The organism is Pseudomonas sp. R5(2019) (assembly GCF_009905435.1).
In the GTDB taxonomy this organism is placed as follows: domain Bacteria; phylum Pseudomonadota; class Gammaproteobacteria; order Pseudomonadales; family Pseudomonadaceae; genus Aquipseudomonas.
Map to the genome: position 1 here is coordinate 25,757 of NZ_JAAAMT010000052.1, position 12,042 is coordinate 37,798.

The 12,042-nt window shown below is 59.3% G+C and carries 13 protein-coding genes; 5 read left to right on the plus strand and 8 right to left on the minus strand.

Translation table 11 applies throughout. The features are described 5' to 3' along the window. Positions 1-8 precede the first annotated feature (8 nt). The 4 genes from GUY40_RS23940 to GUY40_RS23955 all read right to left on the minus strand — a co-directional run bounded on the left by GUY40_RS23940 (position 9) and on the right by GUY40_RS23955 (position 2,485). Positions 9-1,280, minus strand: a complete 1,272-nt coding sequence (locus GUY40_RS23940; RefSeq protein ID WP_166571388.1) for a type II toxin-antitoxin system HipA family toxin — start codon at positions 1,278-1,280, stop codon at positions 9-11. Continuing rightward, on the minus strand, positions 1,277-1,744 hold the full coding sequence (locus tag GUY40_RS23945) for a helix-turn-helix domain-containing protein (RefSeq protein ID WP_166571389.1): 468 nt from the start codon (positions 1,742-1,744) through the stop codon (positions 1,277-1,279). Before GUY40_RS23945 ends, GUY40_RS23940 begins: the two co-directional genes overlap by 4 nt. A 120-nt stretch (positions 1,745-1,864) precedes the next feature. After that, complete coding sequence (locus GUY40_RS28925) at positions 1,865-1,957, minus strand: hypothetical protein (RefSeq protein WP_371924953.1); 93 nt, start codon at positions 1,955-1,957, stop codon at positions 1,865-1,867. 279 nt (positions 1,958-2,236) lie between these two features. Further along, a complete protein-coding gene (locus tag GUY40_RS23955; RefSeq protein WP_166571390.1) occupies positions 2,237-2,485 on the minus strand; it encodes a DUF2790 domain-containing protein in 249 nt (82 codons plus the stop codon). Positions 2,486-2,754: 269 nt separating this feature from the next. On the opposite strand from GUY40_RS23955, the gene GUY40_RS23960 reads away from it, so the two are divergent. Continuing rightward, entirely contained in the window at positions 2,755-3,204 is a 450-nt protein-coding gene (locus GUY40_RS23960; RefSeq protein WP_371924954.1) for a GNAT family N-acetyltransferase, read from the plus strand. Here GUY40_RS23960 and def read toward each other — a convergent pair. Further along, positions 3,158-3,697 (minus strand): peptide deformylase, encoded by a 540-nt coding sequence (gene def, locus GUY40_RS23965; protein ID WP_166571391.1) that lies wholly within the window; start codon positions 3,695-3,697, stop codon positions 3,158-3,160. The genes GUY40_RS23960 and def overlap by 47 nt on opposite strands. Continuing rightward, positions 3,687-4,661: a YihY/virulence factor BrkB family protein gene (locus tag GUY40_RS23970; protein WP_166571392.1), complete on the minus strand. Its 975-nt coding sequence runs from the start codon at positions 4,659-4,661 to the stop codon at positions 3,687-3,689. Before GUY40_RS23970 ends, def begins: the two co-directional genes overlap by 11 nt. 274 nt (positions 4,662-4,935) lie before the next feature. Here GUY40_RS23970 and GUY40_RS23975 point away from each other — a divergent pair, with 274 nt between their 5' ends. Further along, the gene (locus GUY40_RS23975; protein ID WP_166571393.1) at positions 4,936-5,316 is read left to right on the plus strand and encodes a hypothetical protein; all 381 of its coding nucleotides are present in this window, start codon (positions 4,936-4,938) and stop codon (positions 5,314-5,316) included. A 17-nt stretch (positions 5,317-5,333) separates the two neighbouring features. Here the strand turns inward: GUY40_RS23975 and GUY40_RS23980 are convergent, their stop codons facing one another. Beyond that, positions 5,334-6,170, minus strand: coding sequence for a S1 RNA-binding domain-containing protein (locus GUY40_RS23980; RefSeq protein ID WP_166571394.1), 837 nt, complete (start codon positions 6,168-6,170; stop codon positions 5,334-5,336). A gap of 215 nt (positions 6,171-6,385) precedes the next feature. On the opposite strand from GUY40_RS23980, the gene GUY40_RS23985 reads away from it, so the two are divergent. Beyond that, positions 6,386-7,267 carry a DUF6279 family lipoprotein gene (locus GUY40_RS23985; protein WP_256675843.1) on the plus strand — a complete coding sequence of 294 codons (882 nt, stop codon included), beginning with the start codon at positions 6,386-6,388 and terminating at the stop codon, positions 7,265-7,267. Between the two features lie 6 nt (positions 7,268-7,273). Here the strand turns inward: GUY40_RS23985 and aceK are convergent, their stop codons facing one another. Then, positions 7,274-8,995 carry a bifunctional isocitrate dehydrogenase kinase/phosphatase gene (aceK, locus tag GUY40_RS23990; protein ID WP_166571395.1) on the minus strand — a complete coding sequence of 574 codons (1,722 nt, stop codon included), beginning with the start codon at positions 8,993-8,995 and terminating at the stop codon, positions 7,274-7,276. A gap of 150 nt (positions 8,996-9,145) precedes the next feature. Between aceK and GUY40_RS23995 the strand changes: the two genes are divergently transcribed. Both GUY40_RS23995 and tssI read left to right on the plus strand, forming a co-directional pair. After that, a complete protein-coding gene (locus tag GUY40_RS23995) occupies positions 9,146-10,867 on the plus strand; it encodes a leucine-rich repeat domain-containing protein (protein ID WP_166571396.1) in 1,722 nt (573 codons plus the stop codon). A gap of 184 nt (positions 10,868-11,051) precedes the next feature. Next, the coding region (tssI, locus tag GUY40_RS24000; RefSeq protein WP_166571397.1) for a type VI secretion system tip protein TssI/VgrG at positions 11,052-12,042 on the plus strand (991 nt) is incomplete at its 3' end.

The following is a 12,042-nucleotide window of genomic DNA, read 5'->3' on the forward strand; positions in this document are numbered from 1 at the left end:
AGTTGAAATTATGAGGTTGCCAAGCGGAACGCCGACGCCATGAACTGTTGCTCGCTTTCGGACACCTGCAGGGTGGTTGCCAAGGTACTCCACTGACTGACAATCGCCTTGAAGCGTTCAATGATGTGATCCGCCTCCCCCAACTTGACCCGAAAATACCCGGCCACCTCCCGCGCCAACTCTAGATCCAGGGCGTTATCGGCATCCGTGATATTGAGCTTCAGGCCATCGGCCAAGGCGACGGGGTTCATGTCGTAGGCATCGCTCAAGCACCAGCCCCTTCCAGGCTCGAGCATGAAGCCATGATTGCGCAAATGGTCATCAGTATTTGAAACCAGCAGGTTGAAGACAATTCGCGACCATAACTCGAGCAAATCCTGATGGGTTTGCGCGCCATGCCTGATCAGTACCTCTGCCAACTCCAGGTAACTGGCGCCAGTGGAGGCATCATCCCCATCGACGCGGTTGGTCATGGTCATGGCCGATGCAAAGTGCAGCCTGCCACCACGCTCGGTTCGGTCGAAGCGGCGGACAAGAAAGCAGTGAAAGTCGCTGGCAAATTTCTGGGCTCTGCCGCTGGCAACACGCAAGCCACACCCTCTGGCCAATGCATTGACCACCATCTCCCAAGCGCCTACGTCGTAATCATCGCGAGCGCTGGGGAATTTGGCGATCCACAGGTGCCCGTCATCGTCGACTACGCTCGCTTTCGGCCTGGCTCCTCCCAATGACCCTCCAGGTGCAATCAACAGGCGTAACCAGTCGCGGCCATCACTTGCCGTATTGAGGGGATCATTTTCCAGCGCCAGACTCGCGCGCTCAAGTTCGCGAAGCTGTGCAAACGGTGGTGCGGCGATACCCGCACGGTCATCCAGAAAAGCTCCTGTGTCCTCGCGCCTGTAACGAAGTGCACCGGCCCGATAGAAGTCGTGCACACCCAACAAATAATCTGACTCAAAGAGCCGTGTTCCAGGCGCCACTTGCCCGTCACGAATGTCACGTTCGAGGCGACGCTTCATCAACAGCCTGCCCCACCGATCAGGGCAAGAGTCTGCAAACACTCCAAATTTATCCTGATACTGGCCAGGAAACTGGGGCCCCTCGTAGAAGGCAATGCGAGGATCAAGGGTGTAAGCGTTCAACGCAGGATCGGCGAGGGCTGCGCGGTCGTATTCAAATTCGAATACTTCAGCTGCATGGTTGCGCCTGCTGTGCAATAGCCCGAGACGCCGGGCCCCACCCAAGCCTTGCCAATCCGCATACACCCCGATCATGGTCATGAGTCACCTTGCTCGGACGACTGTTTGCCCTTGGGTGAGATCAGCAATGCAGCCAGAGAATCGGTAGTGACTGCTTTCGAAAATGACTCCTCAATGTTCGTTTCTCTCAAGCGTGGCGGCGCGATGGCTTCGGCAACCAGATAAGTGTTGCCCTTGGGCGCGCGCGGTGACTTGGCAACAACAAGACGCGCATCCTGAAGCTGGCGCCCGACTTCATCGACGTCGGCAATTCTGGCGATGTCTCGCTCAATGCCTAACACTTGCATCACTGACATATAGGCCCCGATGGTGACACCCGCCCCCCCAGCCTCCAATGAACGCAAGGTCATCGGTGACATGCCTGCCCTTTCGGCGAGCTGCTTTGCGGTGAGCTTGCGGCGAAGACGGGCAAGTTTGAGGCGTGCTCCCAATTCAGTCAGCAGATGGGTTGTTGCGGGAAGTAAAGGGGCGGTTTTCTTGGCCATGATGGCAATATTCCTTCACCACAATGTATAAAATGCCAGAATATTAGCACATCAGACCATAGATCAATAAATAACCATTATTCCTACACTTATAAAAGTTTAAGGCCAGAATAATTACACTTACAACGACCACCCCAACCGCCAATAGCCCATGAACGTCAACACCTTGCGGTCCAGCCCCAGCCCCGTCACCCAGTGCCGGCGTATGCTCATGACCGCCGCCGACTCCCCCGCGACCCAGGCATAAAACTCGCCATCGGGCGGCGTGGGCCAGGTCGCCTTGAGGCAGGCGGGCCTGGCGAACGGCGACGTCGATCATCAGTTCACCATGGGCGCTGCTGCCTTGGTCGCGCACCAGCCAGTTCAACTGGGTGCCGAGCGGGCAGTGCAGAGCCAGGGGTATATCTGGATAACGAGTGGGACGTTGAGGTCTTTGGCCTATCTACAGCAGGAGCATTTTCAGTTGCTCCTGCCGGGCGTGATTGGACAGCATCAGCCGTTGGCGCAACCGTTGCCCATCACCTGGTATTCCAGGGTGTGACGCTGGCCTTGATGATCTTCATAGACCATCTTCGCCGGAACCACTTCGCAGACATTGGGGATCGCAGAAATGCTGATCACCTTGGCAATATCCGGCTGTTGCGAATAGTCGTACTTTTCAACCTGGGCCGAGGTTTCAAGGTCATCAGCCAGTGCCAGAGTGGAAAAACCAGCCAGGGCAAGTATCAGTAAACGTTTCATAGTGGATTGGCCTTTAAAGCAATCGCATCAAGATTGACTTCATTTGCCGATGGGGCGGGAAGAAGTTGTCATGCCGTTCATTGGCGTGACACGAAGTACCTATCCCCGGTCTGGTTCTCGTCAGGGACAATCATAGGTTACAACCTTAACTTTTTGATTAAAGACCCCCGTCAGACAATCACTGTTACCGCTACTGTAATAATCCGCGCTGGACCCGTTCTCGATGAGGGTGTAAAAACCTGCGCTTTCTTTTTTCGGAATCTCGCACCGTGCCCCTGCACTACCGCCTGCTGGACGAACTGCAGCAGCCTCTGCTGAACAAATTCTACAAAGACCAGAACTCGTCCATGCGCAGCGTCAAAGGGGCCCGGTTGTGGGTCGCGCGCACGCCGGAGATTGTCGCGGGGTTGTGTTTGAAACCGTTGCCGGAGGGCTTCTGGCTGACCGGGCTGTGGGTCGACCCAAACTGGCGTCAACGCCGTGTGGCAGGCGAATTGGTAGAAAGCGCGGTGCGAGGCTGTGAAACGCCGGTCTGGCTGTTTTGCCATCCGGACCTGTGCCCATTCTACCGGCGCCTTGGCTTTGAACCCGCGGGCGATACGCTACCGACCCTGTTGTGCGAAAAGCTGGTGCGTTACCAGCGCAACAAGGCGCTGGTCGCCCTGGAGCGGGTCAATCGTCCTGCTGCGGATCAAGCCCCGGAAACAGCACTTCGGTGAAGCCGAAGCGGCTGAAGTCTGTGATTCGCGAAGGATACAGGCGGCCGATCAGATGATCGCACTCATGCTGCACCACCCGGGCATGGAAGCCGTCGGCGATGCGCTGGATCGGGTTGCCCTGAGGGTCGAAGCCTTCATAGCGAATCCGCGCGAAACGCTCCACGACCCCACGCAGCCCCGGCACCGACAGACAGCCTTCCCAGCCCTCTTCGAGTTCAGGCCCCAGGGGTGTGATCAACGGGTTGAGCAGCACCGTCTGCGGCACCGCTTCGGCCTGCGGGTAACGTTCGCTGCGCTCGAAGCCGAAGATCACCAATTGCAGGTCAACACCCATCTGCGGTGCGGCCAGGCCAACGCCGCCGACGTGCTCCATGGTTTCAAACATATCGGCGATCAGTTGCTCAAGCTCTGCGCTGCCAAACATCGACGCCGGCACCGCCGGGGCGACACGCAACAAACGCTCGTCGCCCATTTTCAGAATGTCACGAATCATGCTGTTCCTTTAACGGCCGTTCCGAGTCGGACGGGATCGAATGGTCGCGCCCCAAACCGGAAACATGCTTTTTATCATGCCCATGAGGTAGTTCGCCGGCGACTTTTTCGCCGGGGTCCTTGCCCTCTGCAGACATGTGCTCGATCACCGCATTCATCTCCGCGCCGAGCAGCAACACAGCGGCGGAAATGTAGAAGTACAGCAACAGCACAATGATCGCCCCGATACTGCCGTACATGGCGTTATAGTCGGCAAAGATCCTCACGTAGTAACCAAAGCCCAGCGACGCAACGATCCAGACCACCACCGCCAGCACCGAACCGGGGGTGATGAAGCGAAACTCCTGTTTGACGTCTGGCATCACGTAATAAATCAGGGCCACTGCCACCATCAGCAGAATCACGATCAATGGCCAGCGCACCACGGTCCAGAACGTGACGATGATCTCCTCCATGCCAATCTGCGCCGCGACCCACCCCATCACCTGTGGGCCCAGTACCATCAATGCGGCCGCAATGAGGAGCATGCCGGCGATGCCGATGGTGTAGAAAATCGACAGCGGAAAGCGTTTCCAGACCGGCCGGCCCTCGACGACGTCATAGGCGGCGTTCATCGCACTCATCATCAGCCGCACGCCCGCGGAGGCCGTCCACAGGGCAATCACGATACCCACCGACAGCAGCCCGCCTTTGGACTGTTGCAACTGGTCGATCACCGGGTTCACCTGTTCCAGCGCCTGGGGCGGCAATACCAGTTCCGACTGCAGGCGCAGCCACGAGAAAAAGTCCGGCAAGTGCAAAAAACCAATCAGGGCAATCAGAAACAGCAGGAAGGGAAACAGCGAAAACAGCATCTGGTAAGCCAGTGCCGAGGCATAGGTGGACATTTCGTCACTCATGAACTCGTGCACCGTTCGAAACAGTACCCGTCCCAGCGGAAGGCCACGCAAGTCAGGAAAAATCATAGCGTCTCCTTTCGCCGCTCTACCAAAGGTGCCCAGTGCACCGAACGCGCAGGTTTTACATCAAAATAGCCGAGTTGACGACCGTCCAACGGCTATTCCGCCTGTCGGACACTACAACGGCCACCCGAGGATGGCCATAGAGGCAATGCCTTGCTCCCAGGAAACGCCCTGACAGGTGATCAACCTAAACTTCGGCTTTATGTTTGCCCCGCCAACCACCAAAATAGCCGCCATCTTTGACGCTGTGCCGAAGATTCACATCGGTAGGAACCCTATGAAACTCGACAAACCCCAGGCCATCGCGCGCCGTAACAAAGAACTCGGCGGCGCTGTGCTGGGAGTCAACAACTGCCAATTTGCTTTGCTGGACGCCAAGCGCAATATCTGGTGGTTCGATATCCCGGTCTCGCGCATCGCGGTGGGCCAGTACGAATGGATTCATCTGTTGCTGAACAACCCGCAAACCGACCAACTGCTGCACCTGAAAGTGACCACGGCGTTTCTGCGGGGACAACTCGAAGGCCTGACCGTGCGGAACGCCGGCAAGCGCCGGCCGACCATCAGCCTGGAACTGAGCGCCGATCGCGACGCCTGGCTCAAGGACGTGCGCCCAACCGGTAGCGGTGCCTCATTCGCCCAGTTCCTGCAGGCCTGACCCTCAGCTATCGAGCTTCAGACCAGTTCGATGCGGTCGGCGTGGATGACCAGCTTGCCGTCCTTGTAGAGGGCGCCGATGGCTTTCTTGAAGTTGCCCTTGCTGACCCCGAACAGGTCGCTGATCACTTGCGGGTCGCTCTTGTCGCTGACCGCCAGCACGCCGTTGTTGGCCTTGAGCTTGTCGATGATCTTGTCGTGAAGGCTGCCAACAGCGGCCTGGCCGATCGGCTGCAGGCTCAGGGCGATCTTGCCGTCGCTGCGCAGCTCCTTGATGTAGCCCTTCTCCTGCTTGCCCGAACGCAGGAACTTGAACACTTCGTTCTTGTGGATCAGGCCCCAGTGCTTGTTGTTGATGATTGCCTTGAAGCCCATGGGCGTCTCTTCGACCACCAGCAAGTCGACTTCTTCACCGACCTTGTAGTTGGCCGGCACCTTGTCCAGGTAGCGGTCCAGCCGCGCCGTGGCGGTGATGCGGCGGGTGCGCTTGTCGATATAGGCATGCACCACGCAGTACTCGCCGGCTTTCATCTGGCGCTTTTCTTCGGAGTACGGCAGCAGCAGGTCCTTGGGCAGGCCCCAGTCCAGGAAGATGCCGATGCTGTTGATCTCGATCACCTTGAGGCTGGCAAACTCACCCACCTGCAGCTTGGGCTTTTCGGTGGTGGCGATCAGTTTGTCTTCGCTGTCCAGGTAGACGAACACATTCAGCCAGTCCTCGACCTCGGTGGGCGTGTCCTTGGGAATATAGCGATTGGGCAGCAAGATTTCGCCGTCCGCCCCGCCGTCCAGGTACAGACCGAAGTCCGTGTGCTTCACCACTTGCAAACTGTTGTAACGCCCAACTAAAGCCATGTCCGAAATCCTCAAAGCGAGGCGCGCATTCTACACCTGAACCGCTCGCACCGCCCGGTTGCAGCGTTTTCAACCGATCGACCATCAGAAACATTCATTGCAACTGACGAACGGTCACAGCGAACGCGCCTCGTTCGGATGCGCTCGTCTTGAGAGGAACCCCGGTGGTCGCGCTTGTTCTATAAAGACAAGCAAGCTTCTGAAAGGACTCGCTCATGTGCGCCCGCCTTTTCCAACCTGTCCGACTGCTGCTGATGGCTGCCCTGATAGGCTTGGTGCTGCTGTCGTGTACCCGCATCGACCTTACCTACCGCAACCTCGACCGCTTGATCCCCTGGTCGCTCAGCGACTACCTGGACATGAACGGCGAGCAGAAATCCTGGCTCAACGAACGCCTCAAGACTCACCTGAGCTGGCACTGTCAGACCCAGTTGCCCGGCTACCTCGCCTGGCTCGACCGAGTGCGCAACATGGTCACCAAAGATCAAATCACCGATCAGCAGATCCAGGCCCGTAGCGCCGAGGCCAAACAGGCCATCGCCCGTGTCGTACAAACCATTACGCCCTCGGCGGTAGAATTGTTGCGCGGGCTGGATGATCAACAAGTGGAGGAAATGCGCCAGGCGTTCGCCGACGATGTCCGCAAACGTCAGGAAAAGCACGTGAAGATCCCCCTGGACAAACAGATCAGCAACCGCGTCGCGCGCATGGAAAGACGCTTGACACCCTGGCTTGGCGAGTTGAACCCGGCCCAGCGCCAGCGCATCGAGGCTTGGTCACGCTCGCTCGGAGAGCAGCACCGGCAGTGGATCGTTAACCGCGTCCATTGGCAGACGCAATTCACCAAGGCCGTGGAGCAACGCCAGAGCCCGGAATTCCCCCATCGTATCGAAGTGCTGCTGCGCGACCGGGAAAGCCTCTGGACCCCGGAATATCGCCTCGCCTACAACCGCACCGAAGCCGCGGTCCGCAGCATGCTGGTGGACGTCATGCAGCTAAGCAGCCCGGCCCAACGCCAGCATCTGGAACAGAAACTTGCCGACGTGCGTCAGGATGTCAGCGAACTGAAGTGCCTCGAAGCCGTCAGCCAGTCATGAGCGGCATCAGTCGTCGCGCGCCTTGCGCCGGTACGGGAATACGTCGATGATCTTGCCGGCACGAATCGCCGCCTGCAGGCTTTTCCAGTAGTCGGCGTCATACAGTTCGCCGTGCAGCTGGCTGAACAACCGGCGCTGGCCGCTGTCGGCAAATAGAAACGGCGGAAACTCCTCGGGAAACACATCCAGCGGCCCGATCGAATACCAGGGTTCGGAGGCCATCTCATCCTCGGGGTAGCGCGGTGGCGGGATCTTGCGGAAATTCGCCTCGGTCAGATAACAGATTTCGTCGTAATCGTAGAACACCACGCGACCGTGGCGGGTCACGCCGAAGTTTTTCAACAGCATATCGCCGGGAAAGATATTGGCAGCGGCCAGTTGCTTGATCGCCAGGCCATAGTCGTGCAGCGCTTCACGGACCTGATGGTCGTTGGCGTTTTCCAGGTACAGGTTCAGCGGCGTCATGCGCCGTTCGGTCCAGCAGTGGCGGATCAGCACCGTGTCGCCTTCAAGCTCCACGGTCGACGCCGCCACCTCCAGCAGCTCGGCCAGGCATTCAGGCTCGAACTTGGCCAAGGGGAAGCGAAAATCGGAGAACTCCTGGGTATCAGCCATGCGTCCGACCCGATCGACGCTCTTCACCAGTCGGTACTTCTCGATCACCGTCGAGCGGTCGACGTTCTTGGACGGCGCGAAGCGGTCCTTGATGATCTTGAACACGGTCGTGAAACCCGGCAGCGTAAACACGCTCATCACCATGCCGCGCACGCCCGGCGCCATGATGAAGCGGTCATCGGTGTTGGCCAGGTGATTGATCAACGCCCGGTAGAATTCCGATTTGCCATGTTTGTAAAAGCCAATCGAGGTGTACAGCTCGGCGATGTGCTTGCCGGGCAGGATGCGCTTGAGAAAGCCGACAAACTCCGCGGGTACCGCCACCTCGACCATGAAGTACGAGCGAGTGAAGGAAAAAATGATCGAGACCTCGGCCTCGTCGGTGATCAGCGCATCGATCTGGATACCGCGCCCTTCCCGGTGCAGCAGCGGAATCACCAGCGGCCATTGCTCTTCGAGGGTGAAAACTCGCCCAACCAGATAAGCGCCCTTGTTGCGGTAAAGCACCGAGGAGAACAGCTCCACGCGCAGCTCCGGGTCCTTGCAGACCCAATCGGGCAGGTTTTCGCGCAACTCGCCTTCCAGCCGCCGCAGGTCGCCGTCCAGATCGGCATAGGCCACATCAAAGCAATAATCGGCAAAGATCGCCTTGAGCATGCTCGCCAGCGCACCTTCGGGCCGGTACAGGCGAGTTTGCGCCACCCGTTCGTGAGCCCGCAACGATGGCCGGGTGGTGTGGATGAACATGCAGCCATCGCTGATCAGGTCGTGGCTGAACAGCCCGCAAAAGATCGAGTTGTACCAGGTCTCGGACAACTCATCGTCAAGGCGCGGGTCGATCAGGGTGATATAGGCGCTCTTGACCAACGGCCAGAACGTCACATCCAGCAGCACCTCGGGCTCGAAAGCCTGGTGCAGGCGACCGTTGACTTCACTGACCTTCTCCTCGTACAGATTGATCCGCGCCGCCGAGGCGTGCTGCGCCTCCTGCCACTGCGCCCGCTCGAACCGCTCCCGCGCCCCGTCGGTGATCCGGCGAAAATGTTCACGGTAATCGTCAAAGCCCTCGAGGATCGTGCGGGCGATATCGGCGGCGGGCCATTGCTGGGGCATGGTGAGACCTCTGCGGGCGTTGGAGAGGTTTGAGCTTAGCCAGTCACGGGCCTTCGCAACAGTGTCCGGCAATCATGCCCCCTAAATAGCTACCACCGCGTGCCTGTGCTGATCGGTTTTCCTGTGGGGCATTACCCACAGGAGTCAACCATGTACAACGAAGATGCTCCCTCCCCCGCCGTTGCAGCCTTGATCGGCCGTTTTCGCGCACTCTATCCGCGCGCCACCGAGCAGGAGGCCAGCGCTGCTGTCCATCTCTGGGCGGACCCGCAAAGCGCCCTGTCTGATCTGGAAGCGCAACGGGTTCGGTTGCGCAACGAATTGAACACCTGGAACCCCACGAACCCGCAGGCACGCGAGCGCATCGTTGATGCCTGGCAATGGGTTTCATCCCGCACCTTGGCAGATGGCCAAATGCTGGTAAGCCTGGACTTTGATGACTTGCAACTGACCACCGAAGATTTGACCAGTTTCCCGGCACTTTCGGCCTCCATGGCGCATGTCCGGGAATTGTCGCTGGCCGCCAACCCCTTGACCCGGCTACCAGAGGCATTTGTTCGTCACTTTCCAAACCTGCAACGGCTCATCGTGTCGGACTGCGAGCTGGAAGCGATACCCGGCGGCTTGAATCCGGCACTGTTCCTGCTCGATCTGAGCGCTAACAGGATCGAATGGAATGCCCAGGCCCAGGCCACGCTTGAAACCTATCCGCAGCTCACGGCGCTGGTCTTGTCAGACAACCCACTGCTGACCCCACCTGACCTGACCCGCCTCCCCCTGCTCGGCGGTGTTGACCTGGCCAATTGCAGCCTCAGTGCGTTGCCGGCGGGGCTGGCGCTGCTGCAGCGGGCCGAGCTGATCGATTTGTCGTCCAATCAACTGACGACGTTGCCGGTCGGGTTCTCGGTACCGCCTGTGGTTGGCCAGGCGATGAACCTGGAGGACAACCCGTTCACCCCGGACACGTTGGCCCGCATTGAGCACTACTACACCACCCATGGCGTCGATTTGCTGGTGGCGCAAACCGAGTACCGCCTGCTGCTGCAAAACGCCAGCGAGGCCCAGCGCGCAAGCTGGCAACAACTGCGTCAAACCACTCCCCTGGCCTTTACACAGAACCTGCGCCACATCGTCGACACCGTCGATTACCGCATTGCCCCCGATACCACATTGCGACGTTTCTGGCGCGTGCTGGAGCATCTGAACAGCAACCCTGCCTTGCGGGGATATGCGATAACCCATGCTGAGTACTCGATACTGGTGCTTGAGCACGCCGCTGATATCGACCGCGCCATGGCAACATCGACCCCCCGCCTGCAAACGGAAAGCCTGCTGGCTGTAGTGATAAACCGCGCCCGCTGCAGCGAGGTCTTCAACGCGATCAATACGCTCGTACCCGATGCCGACGAGGACACCTTCGAGCCCCTCTATCAGTGGACACTGCAACACATGGCGGCCGACCCGGCGATCCCGCTGCCACAGGCACCGACGCCTGATGAGGCGGTGTACATGGATGGGGCGGTGGATGAGCTGTCATTGCTGACCACCGACTGGCTCGACAATCTGCGCGTTCGGCTGGTGAACCTGACTCCCGATATCGATTCAGGGCTGGATGCGCTCTTGACGCGAGACCACGATGATCAATACGAATTTGGCTTCTGGGTCGACCGCTTGCGTGTGCGCTATGCCGAACGCTTCGAGGCGTTGCGCGCGTCTCTGGACACCCAGCTTGAAGCCGCGGTGCAGAACCTTTCAGAGGGTGAGCTGATCGTTGAAGCCGCACGCTTGCGCGACGTGTTCGAACGCGATTCCAACGCCTTGATCAGAGCGTTGACGCGGGAGATCTGGTTGGGAACGGTTGACCAGTGGTGAGCCGTCATCTTCAGAGATTTCCATCTTTACCAGCGGAATCGTCCTGCATCCAGCAACAAACGTGAGAAGACATGCTTCAGACCGAACTGATCGCTCTGTCCTCATTTGCAACGCGAAATCCGGAATTTCCCCCGTACACGCCCGATGTGTGCGGGGGAATACTGGAAATTGCAGGAATAATGTCATGCCTTCCCAATCCCATCTGCGCTTTACCTTCGACGTCCTCGGTGGCGACGGCGGCCACGACTTTGAAGTCCTCGAGTTCACCCTCACGGAAGGGTTGTCCGAGACCTTCCTGCTTGCTTTGGAGCTGTCCAGCCCTAACCCCGCCATCGACTTCGGCCAGGTCCTCGATCGCCCCGGGTTGCTGACCCTCTGGCATGGCCAGACGCCAGTGCGCTTTGTCCATGGCGCAGTGTCGTCCTTCGTGCAAGGCGACACCGGCTTCAGGCGCACCCGCTACCGCGCCGTGGTTGAACCGCGCCTAGCGCGGCTCAAGCTGTGTTCCGACTGGCGCATCTTCCAGACCCTGACTGTCCCGCAAATCGCCCACGCCGTGCTCAAGCCCCACGGCCTCACGCTGGACTACGAGCAACGCGTCACTCTCGAACGCAAACCCCGTGAGTACTGCGTGCAGGCTGGCGACACGGACTACGACTTCATCGAACGGATCCTGCGCGAGGAAGGCTTCTTCTATTCCTTCCGCCACAGCGCCGAGGGCCACCAGCTGGTCCACAGCGACCGCTTGTTCATCCACGGCCGCCTCGACGATGAGCCGGTGCGCTACAACCCCAGCCCCGGCGGCGATCAACCGCAGCCGGCGCTGCGCCGCTTCGCCTACAGCGAAAACGTGCGCAGCGCCCGCCAGACCCAACGCGATTACACCTTCCAGCACCCGAATTACACCCACCAACACAGCCTGGAGGGCTCCGACCTCGACCACCAGGGCCGTGGCTACGAGCGCTACGACTACCCCGGCCGGCACAAATTCGACGAGGTCGCCAAGCCGATCCTGACCAACCGCCTGCGCGGCCATCGCCGCGATGCACGCATGGCCTGCGTCGAGGGCGACGACCCGCGCCTGCAGCCCGGAATCTCTTTTTATCTGGAAGGCCATCCCCGAGAAGACCTCAATCGTGGCTGGCGGCCGGTGCGCATGGTCCACCACGGCATCC